This window comes from Roseateles sp. P2_H4, from assembly GCF_056403315.1.
Genome location: NZ_JBFUFR010000001.1, coordinates 129,165 through 155,293, shown reverse-complemented (window position 1 = coordinate 155,293; position 26,129 = coordinate 129,165). Strand labels below are relative to the sequence as shown.

The 26,129-nt window shown below is 69.6% G+C and carries 25 protein-coding genes; 5 read left to right on the top strand and 20 right to left on the bottom strand.

Going from position 1 to position 26,129, the window contains the following annotated elements; translation table 11 throughout:
• The first annotated feature begins 92 nt into the window (after window positions 1–92).
• Together AC1DW3_RS00785 and AC1DW3_RS00780 are read left to right on the top strand one after the other, a co-directional pair.
• A complete protein-coding gene (locus AC1DW3_RS00785) occupies window positions 93–992 on the top strand; it encodes a LysR family transcriptional regulator (RefSeq protein ID WP_477927715.1) in 900 nt (299 codons plus the stop codon).
• The gene (locus AC1DW3_RS00780) at window positions 989–1,594 is read left to right on the top strand and encodes a M15 family metallopeptidase (RefSeq protein ID WP_477927713.1); all 606 of its coding nucleotides are present in this window, start codon (window positions 989–991) and stop codon (window positions 1,592–1,594) included. Before AC1DW3_RS00785 ends, AC1DW3_RS00780 begins: the two co-directional genes overlap by 4 nt.
• Before the next feature lie 6 nt (window positions 1,595–1,600).
• Here the strand turns inward: AC1DW3_RS00780 and AC1DW3_RS00775 are convergent, their stop codons facing one another.
• From AC1DW3_RS00775 to AC1DW3_RS00755, 5 genes are all read right to left on the bottom strand, one after another.
• Entirely contained in the window at window positions 1,601–1,939 is a 339-nt protein-coding gene (locus tag AC1DW3_RS00775; protein ID WP_477927711.1) for a hypothetical protein, read from the bottom strand.
• Between the two features lie 11 nt (window positions 1,940–1,950).
• Window positions 1,951–2,421: a GNAT family N-acetyltransferase gene (locus tag AC1DW3_RS00770; protein ID WP_477927709.1), complete on the bottom strand. Its 471-nt coding sequence runs from the start codon at window positions 2,419–2,421 to the stop codon at window positions 1,951–1,953.
• A gap of 76 nt (window positions 2,422–2,497) precedes the next feature.
• Window positions 2,498–2,782: a hypothetical protein gene (locus tag AC1DW3_RS00765; protein WP_477927707.1), complete on the bottom strand. Its 285-nt coding sequence runs from the start codon at window positions 2,780–2,782 to the stop codon at window positions 2,498–2,500.
• A 65-nt stretch (window positions 2,783–2,847) separates the two neighbouring features.
• Window positions 2,848–3,213, bottom strand: a complete 366-nt coding sequence (locus AC1DW3_RS00760) for a hypothetical protein (protein WP_477927706.1) — start codon at window positions 3,211–3,213, stop codon at window positions 2,848–2,850.
• Window positions 3,214–3,377: 164 nt separating this feature from the next.
• Entirely contained in the window at window positions 3,378–4,352 is a 975-nt protein-coding gene (locus AC1DW3_RS00755) for a helix-turn-helix transcriptional regulator (RefSeq protein WP_477927704.1), read from the bottom strand.
• An 86-nt stretch (window positions 4,353–4,438) separates the two neighbouring features.
• Between AC1DW3_RS00755 and AC1DW3_RS00750 the strand changes: the two genes are divergently transcribed.
• The gene (locus tag AC1DW3_RS00750; RefSeq protein ID WP_477927702.1) at window positions 4,439–5,029 is read left to right on the top strand and encodes a twin-arginine translocation signal domain-containing protein; all 591 of its coding nucleotides are present in this window, start codon (window positions 4,439–4,441) and stop codon (window positions 5,027–5,029) included.
• On the opposite strand, the gene AC1DW3_RS00745 is transcribed toward AC1DW3_RS00750, so the two are convergent.
• The 4 genes from AC1DW3_RS00745 to AC1DW3_RS00730 all read right to left on the bottom strand — a co-directional run bounded on the left by AC1DW3_RS00745 (window position 5,030) and on the right by AC1DW3_RS00730 (window position 10,566).
• A complete protein-coding gene (locus AC1DW3_RS00745; RefSeq protein WP_477927701.1) occupies window positions 5,030–6,490 on the bottom strand; it encodes a C13 family peptidase in 1,461 nt (486 codons plus the stop codon). It abuts the gene before it with no gap.
• Between the two features lie 31 nt (window positions 6,491–6,521).
• Window positions 6,522–6,755, bottom strand: coding sequence for a DUF1653 domain-containing protein (locus AC1DW3_RS00740; RefSeq protein ID WP_477927699.1), 234 nt, complete (start codon window positions 6,753–6,755; stop codon window positions 6,522–6,524).
• A 15-nt stretch (window positions 6,756–6,770) separates the two neighbouring features.
• Window positions 6,771–9,614, bottom strand: a complete 2,844-nt coding sequence (locus tag AC1DW3_RS00735; RefSeq protein ID WP_477927697.1) for a peroxidase family protein — start codon at window positions 9,612–9,614, stop codon at window positions 6,771–6,773.
• Window positions 9,615–9,720: 106 nt separating this feature from the next.
• On the bottom strand, window positions 9,721–10,566 hold the full coding sequence (locus AC1DW3_RS00730) for a type 2 periplasmic-binding domain-containing protein (protein ID WP_477927695.1): 846 nt from the start codon (window positions 10,564–10,566) through the stop codon (window positions 9,721–9,723).
• A gap of 49 nt (window positions 10,567–10,615) precedes the next feature.
• On the opposite strand from AC1DW3_RS00730, the gene AC1DW3_RS00725 reads away from it, so the two are divergent.
• On the top strand, window positions 10,616–11,653 hold the full coding sequence (locus AC1DW3_RS00725; RefSeq protein WP_477927694.1) for a S66 peptidase family protein: 1,038 nt from the start codon (window positions 10,616–10,618) through the stop codon (window positions 11,651–11,653).
• On the opposite strand, the gene AC1DW3_RS00720 is transcribed toward AC1DW3_RS00725, so the two are convergent.
• The 3 genes from AC1DW3_RS00720 to AC1DW3_RS00710 are packed head-to-tail and all read right to left on the bottom strand — an operon-like array spanning window position 11,646 to window position 14,789.
• Window positions 11,646–12,410, bottom strand: a complete 765-nt coding sequence (locus tag AC1DW3_RS00720; protein WP_477927692.1) for a substrate-binding periplasmic protein — start codon at window positions 12,408–12,410, stop codon at window positions 11,646–11,648. The two genes, AC1DW3_RS00725 and AC1DW3_RS00720, sit on opposite strands and share 8 nt — an antisense overlap.
• Window positions 12,411–12,441: 31 nt before the next feature.
• Window positions 12,442–13,857 carry a D-alanyl-D-alanine carboxypeptidase/D-alanyl-D-alanine endopeptidase gene (gene dacB, locus AC1DW3_RS00715; RefSeq protein WP_477927690.1) on the bottom strand — a complete coding sequence of 472 codons (1,416 nt, stop codon included), beginning with the start codon at window positions 13,855–13,857 and terminating at the stop codon, window positions 12,442–12,444.
• Window positions 13,857–14,789: an NAD(P)-binding domain-containing protein gene (locus AC1DW3_RS00710; RefSeq protein ID WP_477927688.1), complete on the bottom strand. Its 933-nt coding sequence runs from the start codon at window positions 14,787–14,789 to the stop codon at window positions 13,857–13,859. The genes dacB and AC1DW3_RS00710 overlap by 1 nt, the downstream gene beginning before the upstream one ends.
• A 202-nt stretch (window positions 14,790–14,991) precedes the next feature.
• Between AC1DW3_RS00710 and AC1DW3_RS00705 the strand changes: the two genes are divergently transcribed.
• The gene (locus tag AC1DW3_RS00705; RefSeq protein WP_477927686.1) at window positions 14,992–17,904 is read left to right on the top strand and encodes a TonB-dependent receptor plug domain-containing protein; all 2,913 of its coding nucleotides are present in this window, start codon (window positions 14,992–14,994) and stop codon (window positions 17,902–17,904) included.
• Between the two features lie 77 nt (window positions 17,905–17,981).
• Here the strand turns inward: AC1DW3_RS00705 and AC1DW3_RS00700 are convergent, their stop codons facing one another.
• The 8 genes from AC1DW3_RS00700 to AC1DW3_RS00665 all read right to left on the bottom strand — a co-directional run bounded on the left by AC1DW3_RS00700 (window position 17,982) and on the right by AC1DW3_RS00665 (window position 26,076).
• On the bottom strand, window positions 17,982–18,884 hold the full coding sequence (locus tag AC1DW3_RS00700) for a S66 peptidase family protein (RefSeq protein WP_477927684.1): 903 nt from the start codon (window positions 18,882–18,884) through the stop codon (window positions 17,982–17,984).
• A complete protein-coding gene (locus AC1DW3_RS00695; RefSeq protein WP_477927682.1) occupies window positions 18,863–19,951 on the bottom strand; it encodes a serine hydrolase in 1,089 nt (362 codons plus the stop codon). The genes AC1DW3_RS00700 and AC1DW3_RS00695 overlap by 22 nt, the downstream gene beginning before the upstream one ends.
• Window positions 19,948–21,192, bottom strand: coding sequence for a D-amino acid dehydrogenase (locus tag AC1DW3_RS00690; protein WP_477927680.1), 1,245 nt, complete (start codon window positions 21,190–21,192; stop codon window positions 19,948–19,950). The genes AC1DW3_RS00695 and AC1DW3_RS00690 overlap by 4 nt, the downstream gene beginning before the upstream one ends.
• A gap of 108 nt (window positions 21,193–21,300) precedes the next feature.
• Entirely contained in the window at window positions 21,301–22,242 is a 942-nt protein-coding gene (locus AC1DW3_RS00685) for a hypothetical protein (RefSeq protein WP_477927678.1), read from the bottom strand.
• Between the two features lies 1 nt (window position 22,243).
• A complete protein-coding gene (locus tag AC1DW3_RS00680; RefSeq protein WP_477927676.1) occupies window positions 22,244–23,440 on the bottom strand; it encodes an amino acid aminotransferase in 1,197 nt (398 codons plus the stop codon).
• 50 nt (window positions 23,441–23,490) lie between these two features.
• Window positions 23,491–23,823, bottom strand: a complete 333-nt coding sequence (locus tag AC1DW3_RS00675; RefSeq protein ID WP_477927674.1) for a hypothetical protein — start codon at window positions 23,821–23,823, stop codon at window positions 23,491–23,493.
• Window positions 23,824–23,905: 82 nt separating this feature from the next.
• A complete protein-coding gene (locus AC1DW3_RS00670; protein ID WP_477927672.1) occupies window positions 23,906–24,703 on the bottom strand; it encodes a vWA domain-containing protein in 798 nt (265 codons plus the stop codon).
• A 248-nt stretch (window positions 24,704–24,951) separates the two neighbouring features.
• The gene (locus tag AC1DW3_RS00665) at window positions 24,952–26,076 is read right to left on the bottom strand and encodes a DUF2332 family protein (protein WP_477927670.1); all 1,125 of its coding nucleotides are present in this window, start codon (window positions 26,074–26,076) and stop codon (window positions 24,952–24,954) included.
• Window positions 26,077–26,129 lie beyond the last annotated feature (53 nt).

Here is a 26,129-nt window from a genome sequence, read left to right as displayed (position 1 = left end):
GCCCTCACGGCCGGCGGCCGGGCCGTTCGCCCGGCAGTCGGTCGGCCCCCTCGGGGGGCGGATCAGCGTACTCGCTGGGCCGGGGGCCTGAGATGCGCTTGCGACATATCGAAGTCTTCCACGCCATCATGCAGGCCGGCACCATCAGCGGTGCGGCCCAGTTGCTGCACATCTCCCAGCCGGCCGTGACCAAGGTGCTGCAGCATTGCGAGCTGCAGCTCGGCATGGCCCTCTTCGACCGCGTGCGCGGCAAGCTCTACCCGACGCCTGAGGCGCAGCGCCTCTTCGTCGAGATCGACAAGCTCAACCGCGACCTCGTCGGCATCCGCCGCCTGGCGGCCAACCTGAAGAGCGGCGAAAGCGAGCAGGTGCGCCTGGTGGCCACACCGGCGCTCGCGATGGCCATCGTGCCGGCCGCGATGACGCCCTGGTGCAAGGCCTACCCGAACGCGAGCTGCTCGCTGGCCACCCACCACACACGCGAGATCGTGTCGGCCCTGCTGCTGGGCGAGGCCGACCTGGCCCTGTCGCTGCAGGACCCGCGCCACCCTGGCATCAAGGCCGAGGTCATCGCCAGCGGTGCCATGGTTGCCCTCTGCCCATTGAACAGCCCCGAGGCCAAGGGCGAGGGTCCGCTGGGCCTGGCCGACATCCGCACCGAGATCGTCGGCCTGCAGAGCGACGACCCGCTGGCCGGCCTGCTGCACCACGCTGGCGAGGCCCTGGGCCAGCCGCTGGCCAGCCGCATCACCGTGCAGACCTACCAGCTCGCGCGCGCCCTCGTCGAGGCCGGTGTCGGCATGACGCTGGTGGACCCCTTCACCGCCGCCAGCGCCGATGCCAGCAAGGTCCGCGTGCGCCCGCTGTCGCCGGCCGTGCCGGTGCAGCTCTATCTGCTCAGCGCGGCCAGCGCGCCGCTGGGCCAGGCCTCGCGCCGCCTGGTCAAGTTCATCACCGCCGCTGCGCACGAACACCTCTCTCGCCTGCCGTGATCCGCATCGAAGACATCGCCTCGCATGCCGACTTCCGGCGCCTGGCCTCGCTGGCTCATGGCATTGCCGTCGACCTGCGCTACGCCACCGCCGACAACTTCGTCGGCCACTCCGTCTACGCCGGCATCGACTGCGCCTGGCTGCGCCGCGAGGCCGCCGATGCGCTGGAACAGGCGGCCGCCTGGCTGCACGAACGCCGCCCGGGCTACCGCCTGCTCGTGCTGGACGCGCTGCGCCCCCAACGCGTCCAGCAGCGCCTGTGGGACGAACTGCAGGGCACGCCGCTGACGATGTACCTCGCCCACCCCGAGCGCGGCTCCATCCACAGCTTCGGCATGGCGGTGGACCTGACCCTGCTCGACCCCGCCGGCCGCGAGGTCGACATGGGCAGCGGCTTCGACGAGATGACGCTGGCCAGCCACCCCGACCACGAGGCCGAGCACCTGGCCCTCGGCGCACTGAAGCCCGAGCACCTCGTCGAGCGCGGCTGGCTGCGCGCGGCCATGCGTGAAGCGGGCTTTCACGGCATCACCACCGAGTGGTGGCACTTCGACTTTGGCGACCGCGTGGCGGTCAGGCGCGATCTGCCGCGGGTGGTTTGACGCCGCTCAGGCCGCACCCCCGACGAAGCGCAAGGCCTCGCGGGCCATCGACCGGCACTCGTCCGGCGCGCAACGGTCGACCGTCAGCCACTCCTTCATCAGCCGCCCATGTCCGGGGTCGAAGCGCCTGCCGACGCCGCGCGCCTCGAGCTCGTCCACGCGCTGGCGCGGCAGCTTGAACACCAGCGCCCCCGTGGCCGACACCATCGCAAAGATCTTGCCGTTGACCTGCAGCGCGGACGACCCGAAGCCCTTCTTGCCGCGTTGCCCGAGGCTCACGCCGGGCTCGCCCGACAGGTCGACCACGAGGGCGGCAAACTGGGTCTCGGCATCGGTCAGGGGCACGGCTCGTTCCTTCAGGTCGGCAAGGTGGCATCCAGCGCCTTCTGCATGAAGACGCTCAGCGGATCATCCGCGTAGCTGCCGAACGGCCCGCGGCGCTCATAGCCGCAGGCGGCATAGAAGGCGAGGGCTTCGGGCTGGTAGGGGCCTGTCTCCAGCGTGAAGCGCCGGCAGCCCCTGGCCACCGCCGCGGCCTCCAACAGTTCGAGCAGTTGCCGAGCCACACCGTGGCCGCGAGCGCGCGGGCTGACGAACATGCGCTTGAGTTCGCCGAAATCCGGGCCCAGCACGACAGCGCCGCAGCCCACCGCCTGCCCCGCAGCGTCCCGGGCCACGGCGAAGACGACGTTCGGCTGGGTCAGCGAAGCCAGGTCCAAGGCATACCGGGCTTCGGGCGGATAAAGGGTGTCTTGGTAGGCGTCCAGCTCGGCAATGAGGGCGATGACCTCGGGCTGGTTGGCAGATTCAAAGGTGATGCTCGTCAAGCAAATGGCTCCATGGCTTGAAGGGAAGGCATGACGCGCCGGACGCCGTGGTTGACGTCACGGCCTGCCAGCTCAGTCAGGTAATGGGCCCCGACATCACCCATTCCGATGGCGCGATGTCATAGGAGTCCCGTGCCCAGGCAACGGCCTCCTCAAGGGTTTCATGCCACGTATCGGCGGCATAACGCCCGTCCAACGAATGGTAAACAAGCAGGAAGTTCTTGTTTCCATCGTCTGTGATCTCGAATCGGAACTCGAGCTCGAGCGCGTTGTCGTCATCAGGATCTGCGGGCGACCACCCACTGTTGGGGTGACCGAGGATGCGTACCACTCGGCAGGCGATGGTTGCGTAGGATTTCATTGGTGCGCTCTGACGTCGGAGTTCAGCGGGCGCCGGAGGCGTCCGCTGCAATGACCAGTTGAAGCTCAGCGGCACGGACCAAACTCCAGTGATTCAAGGAAGAGAGTGCCGTATTCGCTCAGCGATTCCGGTGGACCGGGATAGAACGGGGCGACGGCGGCCTCTACGAAGTGAAAGCCGATGACAACCAACGCGAGAAACACGGCTTTGCGCACGATGGTCCGTAACAGAGGGCTCGGGACAACTACTGCCAAGATGGCCGTGACGGTGGCGGAGACGCGGAAGACTTCCTTGTGCCACGCGTAGCCGCCGCAAGAGGCCAAACCAAAGAACACGGCCCCAACGAAGACGATGCTCGTGGCGGTCCAGACCCATGCGTTGCTAGGGCCGCCACGATGCACGTCGACTAAGTTCGTTCCCATGAGCTTCAACGTGTTCTAGCGCGACAGCCACTGCCGCATAAAACCGAAGGGGCCATCGCAAGTGCTTGATGGGCAATGACTATGCCAATGAAACATCGGCAAAAGCGGCTTGAAGTGACAAGTTCTCCATCGGCGGACGGAGGCCCGCCAGGCCGATTGCAGGACGGCGACTGCTAAGCGCCTGCATGGCGCCCCGCCAATTCACCAGCCCACTCCGCCACCCTCGCCCTCACCGCTTCCGGCCCCACCGCTTCAGCCTCCGGCGCTAACGACATCACCAACCGCGCCGCCTGATCCACGCTCTCGATCGGCAACTTCACCCGCGCCCACCGCTGCGGCCCCGCCGGCTTTTCGGGCACCGCAGCCGCCACGGCCTGCGCCGCGTAGCTGCCCTTCTCGGCAAGCCGCCGGCGGCCCTCGGCGGTGATGCGAATGACCGCGACCTCGGGCCGCAGATCGCGCTCAAAGCGCTGCAGCGAAGCTTGCCACCAAATCGACAGGTCGAAGTCAGCCGGGCGCTCGAAAACCTCCTCACTCACACTGAGCGACTGGATGTTGGCCACCTTCAGCGTCAGCGTGCGCGCGCCGGCGCGCGCAACGGCGTACCAGCTGCCGCCCTTGAGCACCAGGCCCAGCGGCTCGGCGCACCAGTGCCGCTCGCCCTTCCAGCTCAGATAGTCCAACTCGACGCGCCGGCATTCCAGCACCGCTTGGGCCAGCGCCGGCAGATGCGCGGCAGGCTCGCCGCCCTGGTACCAGTCCAGCGGATCCACATGCAGCCGCGCCTGCAACCGACCCGCCAACGCCGCGGACTCGCCCGGCAGCGCCGACTGCAGCTTGAGTCGCAGCCGCTGCGACGCGCCGCCCAGACCCAGCTCGCTGGCCGCACCCGGCAGGCCCAGCAGCGGCAGGGCTTGCGCCTCGTCGCCGAGCAGGCCGTTGAGGCGCGTCGCGAAGCCCTCGCGCAGCTTGAAGCCGCCACCGCGGCCGCGCTCGGCATAGACCGGCACGCCGGCCGCCGACAGTTCGTCGATGTCGCGCAGGATGGTGCGCACCGACACCTCGAACTCACGCGCCAGCGCCGGCGCCGTGATCTGCGGGCGCAGTTGCAGCAGGATCAGGATGGAAAGCAGGCGGCTGGCGCGCATGTCGTCGATTGGGCCTCGCAATACATGACGCGCATTGTCATCTTCAGCCCCGCAACATGCCGACATCCCCAACACAAGGACGAGACATGACAACGCCCGACCCCGACCGCCGCCAATTGCTGCAAGCCGCCGCCGCCATGACGATTGCAGGCACCGCGGCGGCCGCCGCCCCCGCCGAGCCCGTGCCCGGGCCGGCCATGACCGGCACCCTGCCGACCACCCGCACGCCCGGCAAGCCAGGCGACTTCGACTTTCTGACCGGCCGCTGGAAGATCCTCAACCACAAGCGCCGCAACGGTGTCTGGGATGTCTTCGAAGGCGAGGCCACCGTCCATGCCATCCTGGCCGGCGTCTGCAGCGTCGAGGAGCTGCGCATCCCCGCGCGCCAGTTCAGCGGCATGGGTCTGCGCCTGCTCGACGTGAAGAAGTCGCAGTGGTCCGACTTCTGGGTCAACGGCGCCGCGGGCGAGCTGGGTGGGCAAGGCCTGCCCGGCAGCTTCGAGGGCGGCGCCGGCATCTTCCAGGAGCAATCCGAGGAGGATGGCAAGCCGGTGATCTACCGCAGCGTCTGGGACCGCATCACGCCGACGAGTTGCCGCTGGCAACAGGCCGCGTCTCGCGACGGCGGCAAGACCTGGGTGATGGATTGGTCGATGGACTGGACCCGGGTGGCGTGATCAGCGCGCACGCTCTTCCGCCAGCCGCTTCAGCACGCCGCGGATGCCGGCGCCCTCGCTGATCTGCGGGTTGGAATAGCCGTCGCTTTTGCCCGCCTCCTTCTCGCGCACCTCGACAAGCCGGCGCGCCTGCGCATGCGCCTCGGTGAAGGACCAGGTCTTGCGCAGCGCATCCTCGTACATGGCTCGGCCGAAGAAGGTCAGCTCCGAACGCTTGCCGCAGCCGTAGGAGGTGTGCTCCGCGTCCGCGGCCGTCATCACCAAAGTGCCGTCGCCGGCCAACGGCGCAATCCAGCTGCCCGAGTAGCAGGCCGACACCGAGATCACGCGCCAGCGCACGCCGGCTTCGTCCAGCCAGCGCTTGAGCAAGTCGGGCGTGACGGGCTCGGTCTTCAACGGCCAGGTGTCGTTGGCCAGCTTGCCGTCGCGGCCGCCGTGCGAGGTCAGGTGCAGGAAAAGCACATCCCGGTCGCGGTCCATCACGGCGGCCATGCGGGTGATGGTCTGGCGCAGATTGGCCGGCGTGCCCCAGGGCAGCGTGTCGGTGGTGGCACGGTTGGCCACCAGCTCCACCAGACGACCGTCCGCGCCGAAGCGTTCGCGCATGGTCTTGGCAACGGTGGCACTCTCGCGCATGAAGACGTCTTCCGAGGCGTTGGGCGCGTAGGTCGCTGCGTAGACGTTGACCCGGCCCGGCTGCGGTGGTCGCAGACCCCGCAATGCAACAGCGACGAGCTGCGCTTGCCTGCCTAGGGTCTCGTCGGTCAACGGCAACCCGACCTCGGGTTCGGCGTCCGCCTCGGCACTGGCCGCTGGCTCGGCCCACCAGAATGTCGGCGGCGCGAGCCAGCCGTTCAGCATCAGCGGGATAGGGACCAGCAACAGGGCAGCACCACGCGCCAGCCCGGAACCCGCTGCCCGCCACAGCAGCACGAGCTGCGTCAGGCCCGCCCAGCACAAGGGCAGCAGCCACATCGTCAGCTGCAGGCTCAGGGGCCAGTCCTCAAACGGATTGAACGCGGCCCGTATGCCGAGAAAGACACCGCCGAACAACAGCCCGAGCAGCAGTCCGGCAATGCAAACCAGCGCGAACAGCGTGGCTGGTCTTGGCGTCGCTGACGCTTGCGCCGAGCGAGACCGCGCCACCACCCAGCACAGCCAGGCCATGATGGCGATGCCCGCCCAGCCGGCGAGAAAGCCTTGCCAGAGCAACATCGGCGCGCCCTGCATCATCAGGCGCTGAGCAATGAACTGCAGCAGATAGCCCGCCAGGATCGGCGCCGCCACCGTCGCCGGCGCAGCCTCCAAGCCCTCCCATCGCGGTGGGCGAAACGCCAGCACACGCGCGCCTTCACGCAGCCACGACGCGCCGCCACCTGTGGGTGCCCCGTCGTCCAGCGCCGCAGCCGTCAGCAACGGCCCGCCGACAGGCGCGTCCGGCGCCTGACCCTCTTCATTCATCCACCAAGCCTCCCCAGCCGGGCCATCGTCTCTAGCCAACGCGCTCGAAGCGCGGCCGCACGACGCCGTCGACCTCCAGTGTGCCGGTGAACATCTCGAAGGGCCGCACCCACCAGCCGCTGTCGTTGTACAGCGGCCGGTAGACCACCACGACCTCCTGCGTCTCGCTGTGGCGCGCCACATGAAGAACTTCGTACTCGCCGCCCTTGTAGTGGCGGTAGCGGCCAGGGGCCAGGTGGGGCAGCGGGGGCAGGTCTGAGTTCATGCCCCCGATTTCACCTCAGGGCTTGAACGCCGGATCAGTTTCAGCCCCTTTTCGCGGCTGCCAGCCCAGACCGTAGTACTCGCCACGGTCACGGGCCCAGGGATCGAAGGCGTTGACGACATGGCTCAACTCGGGCGCCAGTTCCGGCACGGTCCGCAGCAGCACGCGCTTGAAGGGCGAGACCTCGATGCGGTGGCCGTTGCTTTCCCTGGCCTCGAACTGCTTGCCCGTCGGGCCGTTGTTCAGCAGCCATTCGATGCCCAGTTGCCCATAGAACTCGGGGCGGAAGCTGCTGGTGAAGAAGCGGTCGCTGAAGAGGCGGCGCGACGCGTTCAGGATGAAGACCTGGAACTGCGTCTCCGAGATCGCATAGCCATGCGGCCGCGTGAACTCGGACAGCCAGCCCACCACCGTGTCCACGTCCTCGACGTTGTCCACCAGGCTGCCGTCGGGCTTGCCGAGGCAGTCGTTGATGGGGCTGCCATCGAGGTTCTTCTGCGCGGCCGTGATGACCTTCTTCGCATCGCACTTGTGCTGTCCATAGATGCCGCGCAGGTCGTTGATGACCTTCTGCTGGCGGGCGCGCTCGGGTGAATCGGCCGGCAGCCGGGCGTCGATGAAGTCGTCGAAGCTGCTCAGCTGGCGCAGGCCGTACTGACGGCGGAATTCGTTGAAGCGCGGCACGCCGTGCTCGCGGTCGCGGATGATGTCCAGGGCGGCGACGTCGATCTTGCCGGTGCTGGACTGCAGCCGCGGTATCGCCAGGTTCTGCAAAAAGGCCGGCGTGTTGCCCAGCGTCAGCAGGCCCAGGCGCTGGCGGCCCATGGACAGCGCCCAGTCCGCCACCCCTTCATTGGCCAATGCGGGCGTGGCCTTGGCGCGGAAGGTCTCGATGACCGGCACCTTGGCGGCGATGCGGTTGGGGTCGCTGTCCCAGTGGCGCAGCTCGATGAGGTCGGGCACCAGCGCATGCAGGCGGTAGACGCTGACGAATTCCTCCGGGAAGTTGAAGGGCGAACCGAAGTGGTTGACGCCGCCATTCACATGCTCGGGGTTGGACAGGCTCCACACGTCGTCCTTCTTGGCGTCGTGGCGGGCGAAGAGGCTGTCGTCCCTGTAGACGCGGGCGCCGAGGCCGAAGATGCCCGGCCCCGAGGCCAGGGCCGAGTACCACTGGCCGGCCTTCTTGGCGTCGCTGCTCTTGCCGTAGTTCTGCACGACGATGGCTTCCAGCGCGTTCTCCACGAAGGGGTGGCCTTCGAACAGGCCGCCCCAGTTGGCATTCATGCCGAGGTAGAGGGGCTCGTCGTAGAGCAGCTGCGTCGTCCACTCGATGGTGTGGATCTTGGCGATCTCGGCGGCGACGACGAGGCGGCCCACTTCGAAGAGCACATCGGGCGTCACGTCGCGATAGCGCACGACGGCCGTCGGGTTCGCGGGGTCGCGCAGACCCGAATCCGCGTCCGGCGTGGCCGCAGCGCGGCGGCGGAACTCGGCGACGAAGGCGTTGTGCTCGCGCGAGAACACCGTCTGGTAGAAGCCGACGCCAATGCTCCAGTTGTCCGGGAAGGCGGCCGCGCTCTGGCCGGCCCATTGCGGCAGGATGGGGTCGCCCGCCGCGAAGACGGGCAGCTGGCCCAGGGCTTCGCCGGCGCCGGCGCGCGTGCCGGCGGGCATCAGCAGCCTGGCCGGGTCGGCCGGGTCGCGCTTCACGCGCTGGCGCGAAACCGCGCTGTAGCCATAGATCTGCGAGGCATCCCACCAGGCGGTGTTGTTGTTGGCATGGGTGCGGAAGGCGCGCGCCAGCGGCTTGCTGCCGTCGGCGGCCGTGTAGCGCGGCGGCGCATTGCCATCGGCGACAAAGGCGCGGTCGATGCGGTCATCGGGCCGGCAGCCCAGCTTGGCCGCGTCGCCCGTGCAGCCCACCGGCATCCACTGCGGCGCATTGCGGCCCTCCTCCAGGTGAGAGAACCAGTCATGCGTCATGTACTGGATCCAGAAGGCCGCCAGCACATTGAAGAAGGGCGCCTTCTGGTAGTCACAGTTGGCGTCCACCGGGTTGCCGGGCAGGCCCTGGCCGTCGCGGCATTTGGCGGGGTCGGTCTGCGCACGTGTGAAGAGCTTGCGGCTGATCAGCTGGGGGTCGGGCTGCAGCAGCGCGAGGCGGTCGCCATGGCGGTTGCGGGCCAGCTGGTCGTCGCTGATGTCGGGGTAGGTGGCCTCGAACTGCACATTGCGCGCGAACAGCGCACCGGCCGAGCCCATCTTGGGGTTGCGGAGGTCGTTGCAGATGCCGCTGAGCTGGCGCCAGCGGATCAGCTCGCCCTGGCAGAGCTGCTGCCCGTCGCCACCCACGGCGGCGTAGAAGGGCGAGTCGGCCGGCAGCCGCATGGAGGGCCAGGTCTTGATGGCGGCGCCCGCCACGCCCTCGCGGCCGTTGGCGTAGTCGGCAAAGCTGCCGGAGTTGTCGAAGAGGTTGAACTTGATCAGCTCCATGCGCTGGTATTCCAGGTCCAGCAGCGCGCCGTCGACGCCGCGGCCGTTGGGGCCGAGATGACTCCCGACGCCCGTCGTGCCCGGCAGCAGCGTGGCCTGGTCGCCCGTGGCCCAGTAGTTGGCCCAGTCCACATAGGGCGTATGGCGGAAGGCGGCCGCCTTGTCACTGCCGCGGCAACGGGCGACCTGCTCGCCGACCTTGCCGTTGAAGCGCTCGCCGCGCTCGTCGGCCACCTTGCGGAAGCCCCCGGCCACCATGGCCGTGCAGTTCTTGGTGTCGTCCAGGCTGGCCTGGGGTGTGGTGCTGATGCAGCCGGCCAGCAGCAGCGGGGCCAGCAACAGGCCGATGAGGCTTTGCTTCACGAGGTGCTCCTCTCTTGTTCTTCGCGGGATCGCGCAACATAGCGAGGCCAGGGCCGCAGCGTCAATCCTGTGAAGGCCCTGGAAGATTCACCTTGAGGACTGCCCGCTAGGGCGGCAGGCGGCAGGCCCCCTCGGCCTTGGCGGCCGCGGACTCCTTGCACAAGGCCCGCCACAGCCGCAGCGTGAAGCCCTTGCCGCTCTGCGCCAGGGCCGGCGCCACGCCCACGAAGAGGTGGCGCCTCTCCACCGCCGGCAGCAGCCTTTCGATCTGCCGGGCCAGTTGCGGGTCGCGACGCAGCCTGTCGTCGACGAAATAGCTGTGCATCAGCAGCAGGGGCGTGCGGCCCGCGGCCACCTTCAGCAGGGCGCTTTCGTGGCTGGGCGCCAGATCCATAGCCCAGCCGCGCTCGTTGGCCAGCATCTCGGTGCGGGTGCTGGCCGTGACACCGACGCGCGCCTCCGCCGCCAGGCCGGAGATCGCCTGCCCATCCCAGGCTATGCCGCTGCCCCGGCGCGCATACAACACGTACTCGACGACGCCCAGGCTGAAGTCGAACTCGCCACGGCGCCCTTCCCGGGGCGGCAGGGCCAGCAAGGCCGCGATGGGCCCGCCATCGCCGACGCCGGCCACCACGTCGATCTGGCCGCCCTCGATCATGGCGCGCAGGCGGCGCACCGGCAGGCGCAGCATCTCGGCCCGCTCCAGGCAGCCCAGCTCACGCAGCGCATTGCGCATCCAGTCCACCAGCAGCCCCGGCGGCCGCAGGAAATCTTCGCCCTGACCGCGCATGAAGGGCTCGGCCGGCCCCTCGGGAAAGGCGACGCGCAGCCGCTCGGGGCAGGTATCGGCCTGGGCCGCGCTGGTTATGAGCCCCACAGCAATCGGCAGCCCACGACGCAGCACGGCCGCCACCATGCCGCACACAATGCCGCGCGAGAACATCGAATCCACGCGACCGAGTATGCGGTTGGCCCCTCATTTCTGACTGTTTGCAAACGATATGAACCCGTCACGTCGTCAACTACTGCACTTCAGCGCCGCCACGGCCGGCCTGCTGGCCGCGGCCAGTTCCGCGCGAGCCGCAGGCGGGCCGCTGCTCGCGCCACGCCTGCGCGCCGGCGACACCCTCGGCCTCGTCAGCCCCGCCAACGCCACCTTCGAGCGCGAGCCGCTGAAGATGGCCGTCGAGGTGCTGCAGGCCCTGGGCTTCAAGGTCAAGCTGGGCGAATTCGTGGCCGCGCGCCGCGGGCCGTTTGCCGGCACCGACGCCCAGCGCGCCGCCGACATCAATGCGATGTTTGCCGACGATGCGGTCGCCGGCATCCTCGCCGTGACCGGCGGCTCGGGCTGCAACCGCATCGTCGACAAGCTCGACTACGAGCTGATCCGCCGCAAGCCCAAGTTCTTCGGCGGCTTCAGCGACCTGACCTGCCTCGTCAACGCCCTGCACCGCCAGACCGGCCTCGTCACCTTCCACAGCCCGGTGGCGGTGTCGGAGTGGAACGACTACTCGGTGCAGAGCTTCAAGGCCATCGCGATGAATGCCGAGGCCGCCGTGCTGCGCAACCCGGTGGTCAAGCCCGTGGACGACCTCATCGCCCGCGAGGAACGCATCACGCCGATCCGCGCCGGCAAGGCCCAGGGCCGGCTGGTGGGCGGCAACCTGACCGTGCTGGCCTCCATGGCCGGCTCGGCATACTTCCCCGACTGCCGCGGCGCCCTCCTCTTCCTGGAAGACATCAACGAATACATCTACCGCATCGACCGCTGCCTCTCGACGCTGCGCCTGGCCGGCGCGCTGTCGCAGCTGAGCGGCGTCGTGCTCGGCCGCTTCACCAAATGCGAGCCGGGCGAGGGCTACGGCAGCCTGACGCTGGACGAGGTCTTCGACGACTACCTGCTGCCGCTGAACATCCCCGTCTACCGGGGTGCGGCCATCGGCCACATCAAGCGCAAGCTGACGGTGCCGGTCGGTGCGCCGGCCGAGATGGATGCGGAGGCGGGAACGATCCGGCTGCTGCAGCCGGCCGTCACTTGACGCAGGCCGACGCGCTCAGGCCATGGGGCTTGAGCAGCTCGGCCGTGCGGCCGCTGCGGCAGAGCTCCTGCAGCGCCTTGGCAAAGGCCGCCGCCGTAGCGGCATCGACGCGCTGGTTGTTGAGCCCGAAGGCATAGCCGAAGGTCTTGACCACGCCCACCGTCTGCAGGCCGGCGATACCGTCCTCGCGGATGAGGTGCTGGGCGGCGCCTTCGTTGGCCAGGGCCAGCCCGGCTTCGCCGTAACGCCCGACGGCCAGCTTGCGCAGCACGGCGCGGTTGTCGGTTTCCACCTCCGCACGCGCGCCCGGCACGCCGTCGATGAGGGCCTTCAGCGCATCCTGCGCCCCGGACGGGCCATAGACGCCGACGATCCGACCCATGAGCAGGCGTGCGTCGCCCTCGTAGCGCAGGGCCTCGCCACTGCGCGCCAGCAGCACATAGCGCCCCTCGACCACGGCCGGAGACACATGGAAGCGCGGCCGCGCCGTGTTGGGCGGCGTCACGATGGAGAACATGCCCTCGACCTCGCCGGCCTGGGCCATGCGCAGCGCGCGCCGCCACGGCAGGATCTCGACGCTGCAGCGCCACTCCAGCCGCGCGCAGGCGGCTTGCAGCACATCGACCATGGGGCCAGCCGCGCGACCTTCGGCCTCGAAGCTGTAGGGAGGCAGCGCCTCGGTGACGAAGCGGAAGTCCGCCGCCGAGGCCAGCGTGGCCATGCCCGCCAGGCCGGCCGCCATCCATCGCTTGCCCATCCTCACCCTCCTGGCGTCGAGGATAGGGCCATCAGCGCTGCGTCGCCACCCAGTTCACGAGGGCATCCAGCACCGGCCGCCCCCTGCGCGCGGCCTCGGGATGGTTGAGCAGGGCGACGAAGACCCAGGGCTTGCCGCTTGCGTCGGGCACGAAACCGGCGAGGCCGACGGCGTCGCGCAAGGTGCCGGTCTTGAGCCGCGCTCGGGCCGTCGCCGGGCTCTCCTTCAGGCGGCGCGACAGCGTGCCGTCGACGCCGGCGATGGGCAGGGTGCCGAGCAGCTCCGGCGCCTGGGCGCCGCGCTGGCCCGCGCGCAGCACGCCGGCCAGCAGGGCCGGGCTGACGCGCTCGCTGCGCGACAGGCCCGAGCCGTTGTCCAGCACCAGCGCGCTGGCGTCGACGCCATGCGCGCCAAGCCAGTCGCGCACGACCCGCTCCGATGCGGTCAGCGTGGCCTCGCCGCCCTGCGCCGCCTGGGCGCCGAGCTGCAGATAGATGAGGCGCGTCAGCGCGTTGTCGCTGCGCTTCATGACGCCGCGCAGCACCTCGGCCAGGGGTCGGCCGCGATGGGTGGCCAGCACGATCGCCCCCACCGGCGAACCGGCTTCCACATCGCCCGGGCCCATGGCGCCGCCCAGCTCGGCCCAGAACTGGCGCAGCGCATGCGTGACCAGCCATTGCCGGTCGACGATCTGCAGCGGCGCACGCTGGTGGCAGCCGGCCGGGAAGGCGCCTTGCAGCTTCAGCGCCCAGCCGTCACCGGCGGGCTGCACGGCAGCGGGTTTCCAGTCCTCGTCCCAGTCCTTGCAGAGCCGCGCGGACAGCGTCATCGCGCTCGCGTCCACGCTCAAGCCCGGCAGGGCCGGCAGGGCCCGCGCGGCGACGCCGCTGGCGCCGGCCTGCAGCTCGAAGTCGAGCAGGCTGCCGTTCAGGTGCAGCGCGTCGGGGATGACGTTGTAGTCGAACTCCGGCGCGTCGTCGAAGGGCGGCAGGCCGACGTCGAAGCGGGTCGGCTTGAACAGCGTGCGGTCGACGACGAGGCCGCCGCGGATCTCGCGCACGCCACTCTCGCGCAGCTGGCGCAGCAGCCACCACAGCGCCGGCCAGTCGAGATCGGGGTCGGCACCGCCGCGCAGGATCAGCGGGCCGTCGATGACACCGCCAACGGGTGCCGAGCCGGCCAGCAGCTCGGTGCGCCCGCGGTGGTTGATGCCGAGCTTGTCCAGTGCCACGGTGGCCGTCACCAGCTTCATCGTCGAGGCCGGCGACATCGGGTCGTCAGCGCGTCGGCTGATTACCGGCCGCGAGCCGTCCAGCGGCTGCAGCACAAAGCCCAGGCTGTCGGCCGGCAGGCCGGCCTGGTCGAGGGCCGCCTGCACGGGGTCGGGCACGGAGGTCGTCGCGCAGCCCGCGAGGGCGAGCGCAGCAGCGAGCAGCCAGCAACGCATCAGCAGGCTCCCAGGCGGTGGGCGACGAGGCGGGCAAGCGCCACGTCTTCGAGGCCGATGCCGACGCTCTTGTAGACGACGATGTCCTGCGGCCCGCGCTGGCGGGGGCTGACGATGAGTTCGCCCAGCTCGACGAGACGCTCCGGCGCGATGACGCCTGGCGCCGCCTGCACGATGTCGCCGGCTTCCAGCTCGGCGGCAGTGCGCCATTCGACGACCACCAGCGACGCACGACCCAGCAGCGCATCGTCCAGCTCGCGCGCCGCCTTGGTGCTGGAGCCCACCGCAGCGACAAAGGCGCCGGGCTTGACGAGGCCGCCGTCGAACAGCGGCGTGGCGGAGCGAGTCGCCGTGACGATGACGTCAGCCTCGGCCGCCGCGGTCGCCGCATCAACGGCCTGCACCGGCAGGCCCAGCGTCGCCTGCAACTCGGCCGCGAAGGCTTCGGCCCCCGAGCGCGCGCAGACGAGGACGCCCTCGAAGCGGCGCACCCGTGTCAGCGCCTCGGCATGAGCTCGGCCCTGGATGCCGGCACCGAAGACGGCCAGCGTCTTCACCTCGGGCAAGGCCAGCAGGTCGGCCGCCACCGCCGTGGCCGCGGCCGTGCGCAGCCGCGTGAACTCATTGGCCTGCAGCGTCGCGATGGCTTCGCCCGTAGCCGCCGAGAACAGGCTGACGAGGAAGTTGTATCGGCCGTTGCGCGCCGAATAGACCTTGGTGCCGAGCACGGCCGGCAGCTCACCGTCCGCGTCCAGGATGGCGCCCATCGCGCTGATGGCCAGGGCCGCGCCTTCATGGCTGGCGGTGGCCCGATGGCGGGCCAGCACCTGGGCCTGGCCGCGGCCATGCTGGGCAAAGGCGGCGCGCAGGGCCGCGACGGCGCTGTCCGGGTCAAGCGTGGCCGCGACTTCGGCCTCGGTGATCAATCGCATCCGAAATTCCTCCGCCGGGCACTGTAGAGGGGCCGCCGCGCACCGCAGCCGTGCTTTCGCACAGGCACGCATTCCCGCAGGTTATGCGCAGCGCACAAGCATTCATTGAAATCCGCGCAACACCTGGGGTGCCGCCCCATGGGCGCGCCCCCGCGCGACGGCGAACATCGACGGCAATCGAATCACGTTCAGGAGCCCCCAGATGAAGTTGAACCGTCTCGTCGCCCAACTCGCCATCGTCGGCCTCGCCGCCTACACAGGCGCCGTGCTGGCGCAGAACGAAGGCACGCGACTGGAGCGCGTCGAGGTGACGGGCTCCAGCATCAAGCGCATCAAGGACGAAGGCGCCCTGCCCATCCAGGTCATCAGCCGCAAGGAGCTGGAGCGCGCCGGCATCGCATCGGCCGAGCAGATGATCATGCAGCTCAACATCAACGGCAACGGCCTGGACAACCTGGCCGGCAATGCCGACGTCGTTGACGGCGCCGCGCGCGGCAACAACGGTGCCAGCAGCGCCAACCTGCGCGGCCAGGGCAGCAATGCGACGCTGATCCTGCTGAACGGCCGCCGCGTGGCGGCCCACGGCCTGAATGGCGGCACGGTGGACCTGAACCAGATCCCGTTCGCGGCCCTGGACCGCGTCGAGATCCTGAAGGACGGCGCGTCGGCCATCTACGGCACCGACGCCATCGGCGGCGTCATCAACTTCATCCTGCGCCAGAACTACAGCGGCCTGACGATGAACCTGCTGGCCGACGTGCCGCAGGAAAAGGGCGGCGAGATCTACGGCGCCTCGGTGACGGCCGGCTACGGCAACCTGGAAACCAACGGCTTCAACTTCCTGGCCTCGCTGTCGGTGCGCGACAACAAGGTGCTGCGCGGCGACCAGCGCGACTTCGTCAACACCTACCAGCCCGACCGCGGCCTGGCACCCGACACGCGCGGCACGCCGATCGCGACGCTGTTCGGCGTCGCCGGCACCAAGGAGAACGTGCTGACGGTGACCCAGCCCAATGGCACGCGCAGCAACACGGCCGGCCCGGTCGACTTCGCCAACTCGGCACTGCGCGTCAACGGCATCAATGTGCTGGACCTGCCCGGTGGCGCCGGCTGCTCGTCGGTGGACGGCATGAGCCCCTACCAGGAAGCGCTGTGGGCCACGGCCGCGTCCAAATACGGTTGCGCCTGGGACACCGGCCGCGCCGCCGTCATCCAGCAGCCCATCAAGAACACCAACCTGGTCACGCGGATGACCTTCAAGCTCGGTGAGCACCAGATCTTCGGCGAGGCCGTGCTCGGCCGCGCGGAGTCCACCAAGAGCTTCTCGCCCAACCAGATCACCAGCGGCACCAACACCTCCAACACCTCGCTGCCCAACGGCACGACGGTGCCCAGCCCCTTCCGCGACCTGCGCTACCCCAGCACCGGTGCGTCGTACAACCAGATCTTCGACGCGCTGGTCAAGTCATTCCCCGAACTGGCCGGCAACCGCGGCCTGGGCATGGCCTTCCGTTGGCGCTGCATGCCCTGCGGCAACCGCGAGATCGAGACGACGGCCGACACGGCCCGCTACCTGATCGGCGCCGACGGCGCCCTGCCCTTCCTGAAGGACTGGGACTACCGCGTCGGCTTCTCGCGCGCCGAGAGCAAGGGCAGCTCCACCGTGGGCACCGGCTACCACTACTGGCAGCCCTTCGCCAACCTGATCAACACCGGCGTGCTCAACCCCTTCTCGCTGGAGCAGACGCCCGAAGCCCTCAAGGCCCTGGACGCCATCTCGGCCAAGGGCGTGACGCTGTACGGCGGCAAGTTCACGATGCAGCAGGCCGACGCGACCATCTCCGGTCCGCTGTTCAAGCTGCCCGGCGGCACGGTGATGGCCGCCGTCGGCCTGGACTCGCGCACCGAGAAGTACAAATTCGACGGCGATCTGCGCCCCAATGCCAACACCGTCGACGCGCTGATCTTCAACGTGCCCTTCGACAACGCGCTGGCCACGGCCGGCACGCTCAAGCGCACCATCAAGGCCGTGTTCGCCGAAGTGGCCGTGCCGGTCATGAAGGACATGGAAATCACCGGCGCCATCCGCCGCGACGAGTACACCGGCTTCGGCTCGACGACCAACCCCAAGATCTCGATCCGCTACAACCCGCTGGAGCAGCTGCTGTTCCGCGGCGCCTACAGCACGGGCTTCCGCGTGCCGACCTTCAAGCAGATGTTCGACCCGGTGACGCAGAGCACCTTCGTCGGCGCCGACTTCACCGACCCGGCCACCTGCCCGACGCGCGTCGTGTCCAACACGCCGGGCTGCGCCAGCGTGCGCGACTTCAGCACGCTGTTCGGCGGCAAGGCCACCCTCGGCCCCGAGGAGGCCAAGATGTACAGCGCCGGCATGGTGTTCCAGCCCAACAAGGACCTGGTGGCCAGCCTGGACTGGTGGTCGGTGCGTCGCGAGGGCACGATCCAGTCCTTTGGCCTGACGACGCTGGCCGACAACTACCAGTACTTCCAGGACAACTTCATCCGCGACAGTGCCGGCAAGATCGTCGCCGTCGACACCCGCTATGTGAACGCCGGCGAGACCATCACCAAGGGGCTGGAGTTCAGCACGCGCGGCAGCATCAACGCGCTGGGCGCGGCCTGGACGGGCGGCTTCGACGTGTCCTATCTGCTGGACAAGAAGTCGCGCCTGGTGCCGAGCGCGCCGATGGGCAGCAGCGAGGTCGGCCGCTTCACGCGCGCCGGCGACCTGGGCATCCGCTGGAAGCACACCGCCACGCTGACGCGCACCGAGGGCGACTGGGCCGCGACGGTCCAGCATGTCTACCGCACCGGCTACCAGGACTTCGTGCTGCCCGGCGTCGCCAACGGCACCGTCAAGCCGACCAACTGGAGCCCACGCGTCGCGGCCTACTCGACCATCAACACCAGCCTGGCCTGGAGCGGCATCAAGAACCTGACGATCACGGCCGGCATCAAGAACCTGCTCAACGAAGACCCGCCGTTCAGCGTCACCTACGACACCAACACCGGTGCAGGCTCCAGCTGGGAACCGCGCGTGGCCGACCCGCGCGGCCGCGCCTACACGCTGCGTGTCGAGTACCGCATGTTCTGACGACCACTTACTCCCTGCCGGCCCCGAAAGCCGGTTTCCAGCCCCGCCCTGTGTCGGGGCTGTTTTTTTTGGAAGCCTCAGATCAAGGTGAGCCGCACCGCCGCCACATCCATCTCGGCGGCCACACCCAGGGGCAGCGGCCGGTTCGGCTGGCCATGCCCCGAGGGCCAGCCGGCCAGCACGGGGCAGCGCAGTCGCGGCAGATGGTCGGCCAGCACCGCGTCGGGGCTCTCAGAACCGCTGAAGCTGCCGACCAGCAGGCCGGCAACGCGGCTCAGCACGCCGGCCAGACGCAGCTGCGTGAGCATGCGGTCGACGCGGTAGGGCTCCTCGCTGATGTCCTCGATGAAGAGCAGGGCCCCGTCAACGTTCGGTAGATAGGGCGTGCCGAGCAGCGCACAGAACATCGCCAGGTTGCCGCCGATGAGGCGCCCGCGCGCGCGGCCGCCATGACTGAGCGCATGCGGTGCCGCCTGGCCGACGACATCGCCGACGCGCCAGCCGCGCGCCAGGCCGTCGAACAGCGCGTCGGTGTCGGCCTCGGCGCCGGGCAGGCCCCAGTCGCTGGCCGGCATGGGCGCATGCAGGGAGGGAATGCCGGCCTGGGTGCGCAGCGCATGCAGCACGGTCAGGTCGCTGTAGCCGATCAGCAGCTTGCGGGTGTGCGCGAGCAGGCCGAGGTCGAGATGGTCCAGCAGGCGGATGCAGCCCGAACCACCGCGCAGCGCCAGCACGGCATCGACTTCCGTGTCGGCGAAGGCCGTGTGGACATCGGCCAGGCGCACGGCGTCGGGGGCGGCCAGGAAGTCCAGCGGCGGTGAGCCAAAGCAGCTCGGCAGCAAGCGCGCCTGGTAGCCGCGCTCGCGCAGCCAGCCCTCGACCGGATCCAGCCGCCCGGGCTTGGGCGGCCCGGCCGGCGCGATGACGGCCACCGTCGCGCCCGGATTCAGCGGCGGAATCAGGAATTCGTTTTCAGCCATGCGTGGATGGCAGCGCCCAGGGCGGGCACTTTCCAGGTCGTCGACGCGTCGGGATGCGGCGCGTAGCGCATGCCCAGGCTGGTCGTGATCGCGATCAGGTAATGCAGTTCGCCGTCATGCACGATGCCGGCGTCGCTCGTGTAGTTCTGCGTGTTGCCGGTCTTGTGCGCAAAGGGTGCCGGGATGCCCGGCACCCAACCGGGCAGGGCACGCAGCGACTCGCTGCTGAGGTTGTGATGCAGTTTCTGCGCATCCAGCGCGCGGCGGATGACATCGCGGCTGGCGGGGCTGACCAGGGCCGGCGCGACGGGCGCGTCCGCGTCCAGCCGCCACATCAGGCGCAGCGCATCCCAGGCCGTCGTCTGGATCTGGCCGACGCCCGAGCCGGCGCCATTGCCCCAGCCGCCGTCGGGCTGGGTGTTGGCGATCATCAGGCCGGGCAGGCCGGCGGCCTTGAAGAGCTCGCGCATCTCGTTGTGCACCTCGCGATCGCCCTCGCGACGAATGGCGCCGCGCTCATGCAGGTGGGCGACCAGGGCCGAGGTGGCCTCGTTGCTGCTGACGGTGATCATGTCGAACAGCCAGTCGGCGATAGGACGGGTCTTGCCCGCGAAGTTCAGCGGCAGGGCCCAGTCGCTGCGGCCGGCATCGACGAGGCGGGCGACGCCGACGGCCACCATCATCTTCAGCAGCGAGGCCGGATAGGGCGCGACAAAGCGCGGCCCCTGGCCGAACCAGGCGGGGAAGTCGATGCGGTTCCAATCTGCGCCGGGCAGCCAGGCATAGGAATCGCCCTTGGCGTCGCGCACGTCGGCGTGGAAGGCGATGTTGGCCACGGCGCCGGTGGTCGCGTCGAAGCGCGCCACCAAGCCTTGCGGATGCTCGCGCGAGAACAGCACATTGGCGCAGACCGGCGCCACGCCACCGCGCGGGAAGACGGCCACCGCCAGGTCGATGCTGGGCGGCGCGTCCAGCGGCTCGCCGCCGCGCAGGCTGTCGGCGGTCTGCTCGAAATGCTGGGCGCGGACGGCCTCCAGCAAGGCTTGCACGAGCTCGTCAGCGCTCACAGGCTGAGCCCTTCCAACGGCAGCGGACTCGCGCGGCCCGACACCAACTCGGCGACGATATTGGCCGTTGCGAAGGAGAAGGTGAAGCCCAGGGCGCCATGGCCGACATTGAGCCACAGGCCGGGCACGCCGCTGGCGCCGAGGATGGGTGCGCCGCTGGGCGTGGCCGGGCGCAGGCCGGCCCAGGGCGTGGCGCGGTCGTAGTCGGCCGCGTTGGGGAAGGTGGCGCGCACCGAGCGCTGCAGCGAGGCCAGGCGGCCGGCGTCCAGGCTGAGGTCGTCGCCGACGAGGTCGACCATGGCCGCGATGCGCAGCTCCTGACCGATGCGGGCGTAGAGGATCTTCTTCTCGAAATCGGTCACGCTGACCTCGGGCGGACGGTGACCGGGCTGGATGGGCGCCGTCAGGCTGTAGCCCTTCAGCGGATAGAGCGGCAGCTCGATACCCACGGTGGCCGCCAGCGCGCGGCTGTGCAGGCCGGCGGCGAGGATGACGACGTCGGCGGTGACGTCGCCCGCATCGGTCTGCACACCGAACACGGCGCCACGCGTGCTGGTCAGAAAGCCATTGACGCGCGCGCCCACCTGCCCACGAAAGCGCTCGTGCTGGCGCAAGCGTGCATGCAACTCGGTGCAGAAGGCATGGCAGTCCGCCACCGCCTCGCCGGGCGTGAAGATACCGCCGGCCAATGTGGCCTCGGTGTCTGACAGCGCCGGCTCCAGGGCCACGCAATCGTCATGCGACAAGGCCTGCTCGGCGCCGCTGCCCTGCACACGGGCGGCGACGCGCGCGAATTCCGCCGGCTTGCGGTAGACGACCAGCTTGCCCGGCGTGCGCAGTGCTATGCTGTCGCCCAGTTGCGCCTCGGCCTGCAGCCGCGCGAAGGAGGCCTGGCTGTAGGCGCCCAGGGCCAGCAATCTTTCGGTGGTGCGGCGGTTGACCGGCCCGCGGCAGTTGCGCAGGAAAGCAATCAGCCAGGCCCACTGCGCCCAATTCGCCTCGGGCTTGAAGCGCAACGGGCCATCGGGGTCGAGCAGCCAGCGCAGCGCCTTCAGCGGCACGCCGGCGTCGGCCAGCGGCGACACATAGCGATAGCTCAGCTGGCCGCCATTGGCCCGGCTGGCGCCCTGCGCCACTTCGCCGTCGCGCTCGATCAGCGTGACGCCGTGGCCACGCTCCAGCAGCGCCCAGGCGGTGGTCAAGCCCACCACACCGCCGCCGATCACCACGCAATGCTTCATCCTGCCCTTGGACCCTTGTCTTGGGCGGCAGGGTAAAGAGGGGCGCCGTCAGCGGCCAATGAAAGCGGCGGCTGCGGCCATCACCCCGCGTTATGGCGCGCGGCCCGCTCAGAGCCCCGGCGTCGGCCGGGCGCGCTGCTTGAAAAAGCCGTCCCAGGCGTCTCGGTAGGCCCGCTGGGTGTCGGGCGGCAGCGAAACGCGCAGGGTGTCACGCAGCATGGCCGCTCCCTCGGGTGTGCCCAGGGCCGCGTCGATGAGCCGGATGGCCGCCTGGCCCCAGGGCGTGCGGGGGCATGCAATGCCGCTGACGACGGGGTCGCTCGCGCCCTTGATGGGCAGGGCGGCCAGCTGGTCACCCGGGGAACGGCTGGCGGGCTGCGATTCGCCGGCGGGCCGGCTGGAGGGCTGCGATTCACCAGCCGGCCGGCTGGCGAAGGCCACCAGGGTGTTCGGGTAGTCCAGGGTGTAGTCCCCCCGGCCCTGGATGAGCATGGGCAGCAGGTTGCTGCCGTAATCGCCGCCATACACGCTCTGCAGCTGCCGGCTCGCGGGTGCTGCGCCGAGCATGGCGTCCAGCGCCGTGCCATAGCTGCGGCCCTGGGTCACCACGCCGCGCAGCGACGCGTCGGCCAGCAGGGCCTCGAGGTCGACAGCCCCACTCGCGTCCAGCGGCAGCGCGGCACGGCGGTCCAGGCGCACGATGAGCTGGGGCGGGGGCACCAGCCAGGTGTTGGTGAAATAGGCTAGGCGCTCGCGCTCGGGCGTGCGGGCCGCACCGGCATGGCAGGCGTGCCGCTGCTCGCGAATCAGCGCCCAGCTGCGCTCGGCATTGGCCACGACGGGCTTGAAGGCCACGCCAGGCAGGCGCGCCTGCAGCCACTGCGTCAGCTCGTCGGCAGGGCGCCGCATCCGGTCGCCGTCCGGCACCGCCATGGTGTTGCTGACCACCCAGGTGATCGCATCGACCGCCGGGGGCGCCTCGGCAGCCACGCTCGCGCCGGCCACGAAGGCGAGCGCGAGGCCGGCCGCCCAGGTGGGCACGCGGCTCAAATCAGCCCGCCAGCGCGGCGGCCATGGCCTCGGCCGTGGCCTCGACGTTGCGGGTGTTCAGGCCGGCCACGCACATGCGGCCGGAGCGCAGGATGTAGACGCCGAACTCGGTCTTGAGGCGCTCGGCCTGGTCGGCGGTGAGGCCGGTGTAGCTGAACATGCCGCGCTGGGTCAGGAAATAGCTGAAGTCGCGGCCGGGCAGCTTGGCGGCGAGCACGTCGTGCAGCTGGCGGCGCATGGACTGGATGCGCTCGCGCATCTCCTTGACCTCGGCCTCCCACATGACGCGCAGCTTGGCATCGGTCAGCACCTTGGCGACGATCTGGCCGCCGTGCATGGGCGGGTTGGAGTAGTTGCGGCGGATCATGAACTTCATCTGGCCGAGCACGCGCGCGGCCTGGTCGGCATCCGGGCAGACGACGCTCAGGCCACCACAGCGCTCGCCGTACAGGCTCATGCTCTTGGAGAAGCTGTTGGCGATCAGGAAGGACAGGCCTTCGTCGGCCAGCAGGCGCGGCGCGAAGGCGTCTTCATGAATGCCATCGCCATAGCCCTGGTAGGCCAGATCGAGGAAGGGCAGCAGGCCGCGCTCACGGATGACGGGCACCAGGGCGCGCCACTGCTCCTGCGTCAGGTCGACGCCGGTGGGGTTGTGGCAGCAGGCGTGCATGACGACGATGCTGCGCGTGGGCAGGGCCTTGAAGAAGGCCAGCATGTCGTCGAAGCGCAGGCCGCCGGTGGCCGGGTCGTAATAGGGGTAGCTCTCGCAACTGTGGCCCGAGCCTTCGAAGACGGCGCGGTGGTTGTCCCAGGTCGGGTCGGACAGATAGATCTTGCTGTCGGGGAAGTAGCGCTTCAGCAGGTCGGCGCCGACCTTGAGGCCACCGCTGGAACCCACGCCCTGGATGGTGGCGATGCGGCCGGCGGCAATCGCCGGGTGATCGGCGCCGAACAGCAGCACCTGCACGGCGCTGCGGAAATTGGCGGCGCCCTCCATCGGCAGATAGGGCCGTGCACCGGCCGCCTCGACGACGGCCAGCTCGGCAGCGCGCACCGAAGGCAGCATGGGGATGCGGCCGTCGTTGTCGAAATAGATGCCGATGGACAGGTTGATCTTGCCGGCGCGAGGATCCTTCTGGAAGGCCTCGTTGAGGCTCAGGATGGGATCGCCGGCATAGGCGTCGACGTGCTCGAACATGGGGCGGACTCCGTTGGGGAGTCGCGATTATCCGGGTCGTCGCCGGCCTGTCAGCGCGCCTTGCGCAACTCCATCAGATGCTGGGTGTCGTTGATCCAGACGGCCCGTGCGGCGCCGCTGGCGCTCTTGGGCAGTTCCTTGTCGAGGGCGGGGGCCTTGGCGGGCAGCTTGCTCGCGTCTTCCCAGATCCAGGCATTGCAGACCTGCTTGCCCTTGCAGGCGGCCACACCAGCGGCCTTCAGCGCGTCCTGGCTGGTGTTGGCACTGCACAGCACCACGGCGACCTGCTCGCTGCGGTCCTTGGTGCTGCAGTCGGCATGGGCGGAGACCGCGGTCAGGCCCAGCAGGGCCAGGCCCAGGGCACGCGAGAAGGAGATACGCATGGGGAAGCTTTCGGGTTCGCAAACAAAAAGACCGGCCAGAGGCCGGTCTCGATCATCCGCCGAAATGACGGAAGGACAGTTATCAGGCCTTGCGGCTGCGGCGAGCCACGACGACCAGGCCCAGGGCCAGGCCGACCAGGGCGACGGAGCCCGGTTCCGGCACGCGGTTCACGATGGCTTGCACCTTGGCGTTGATGGCGACCGGGAAGTCAGCGAAGTTGTTGATCTCGAGAACCCACGGGTTGGCAGAGGTCATCGGGTCGGTGGGGATGCTGCCGTCCGGCAGGACGACGCCACAGCCGGCGTTGACAGCGCAGAGGGGCGAAAACACCATCTCGGCGATCGAGGGGGCCGCGCCCGCTGCGCCGACGGCCTCAGCCGTGAGGGCGTCGATACCGCCGAGGCGAGCCGCAGCGGCGGCGGCGATGGCGTCGGGCTGGCTGTTGGGCACGCCGTCCGTCGCCAGGTTGATGATGCTGCGCAGGCCGGCGTTGTAGTTGCCAGAGGCGAGCATCGCGCCCGAGATGCTGCGGATGCCATCGGCCGTGTTGGTGCCGCCACCGGCATAGGAGAAGCCGTTCAGGGCGGCGGTGATGGTGGCGATGTCAGCAGCGCTCGAGACGACCAGAGGAGCGACGAGCACCGCGGCACTGCTCGAGAACGTGTAGATCGTCACCTCGATGCTGCCGTCCTGCGGCAGGGCGCCCAGCGCCGAAATGTATCCATTTCGCATCAGGTTGAAGTTGGCGATGCCGATGCTGCCGGAGGCGTCGATCAGGAAGCCGAGCTGGGTGGTGGGGGCCGCCGAAGCGGAGAAGGTGGCGGTGGCCAGGGCCAGGGAGGCCAGGGCGCCGCGCATGAAGCGGGAAATGATGGACATGGGCTGCTCGTTGAGGTTGATGAAGAGAGTTCTTGGCGATGCCGTCTTGCCGGATTTGCGGGGATCCCCCCTGACGTTCTTGGAGCCGCCCATGACGAGCCCCGCAAACCCGGACACCTGGGTTTAGCAGGCACCGTGCCAGCCAAAAAACCCCTTTCATGTCAAAGACTTACCACCAACTCACCAGCCCGTCTTTACAAACTGCAAAGTATCCCGACATCCCTAACTTGTAAGTCACGCCCCTAGGCCTAGGGCCCCGGATCGGCGCCATCCCAGGCCACCCAGCGGCCGTGCGGATGTGACCAGCCCAGGGCTTTTGCGCAGGGCCGGTCGGCCCTGGCCCAGCGCAGCATCCAAAGCGTGGCCGATGAGGCCACCTCCCCTGCAGGCAGTTCGGGCAGAGGCGGAGCGGCGGTGTCATGCGCGCTCAAGGCCGGCAGCTCACCGCAGATCCAGGCCAGGCCATGGCTGAGGGCGAGGCGGTCCACCGCCGCTCTCAGCCGGGCCAGTTCGGTGGCGGACAGGTAATACAGCACCCAACTCGTCAGCAGCACCGGCTGCACGCCTGCGGGCAGGCCGGCCAGCCAGGGCTCGATGGCGGCGATGCAGTCACCGGCCTGGACCAGGTTGACCGGCAAGGCCTTGACCTGGGCCGCGGCCCGCGCAAGGCGTTGGCGGCGCGTGTCGTCGTGCGGCCACAGGCAAGCCTGCAGCCAGCGCAACTGCCGAGGGTCACCGGGGTCGACGGGGGCGGGATCCAGGCCATGCCGCAGCGCCAGGCGCCAATCGGCCGCCGCCGGTAGCGGCGCAGCACCCAGCCAGCGGGATTCGATCTCGGCGCGCCGGCCGTCGCGCGCCGGGCCGCGGTCGTGCAGGACACCCTGGTCATCGCGGTAACGCAAGGCGTACTGGTCGACCCCGAGGTTGAGACCGGCGCTGCAGCCGAAGTCCAGCAGCGCGAGATGGCGCGAGCCGGTCGCGCGCGCCGCCTCGCCCAGGGCCGGCCAGATGGCGGCACCGCGAGCGATCTCGTTGGTCTGCGTGGCGCCTTCGCGCAGATGGCGCAGCAGCGTCGGCCATTCGCGCTCCAGGCAGGCCGCCAGCGCAGCGGCCAGACCGGCATCGGGCTCCCGGCTGCCGCCCGCGCTGCGGTAATACGCCGCCAGTTCGGGTGCGGCGCCGGCCAGCACGCGCTCATGCAGGGCGGCCAGCAGCAGATTGGCCTTGCGCTGCTCGGCGGGCGCCTCGGCCAGCAGGGCCAGGGCCTTGTCGTCCTGCGCGGCAATTCGGCACAGCGCCACGTAGAGGGGTTCCTGGCTGCATTCCTCAAGGCCGAAGCGGCTCAGCAGCGTCGATAGGGCTTGTCTGTCCATGCGCCCAGCATAGGCAGGGCAGCCGACGGCTTGTGTCGGCCAGCCGACAATGC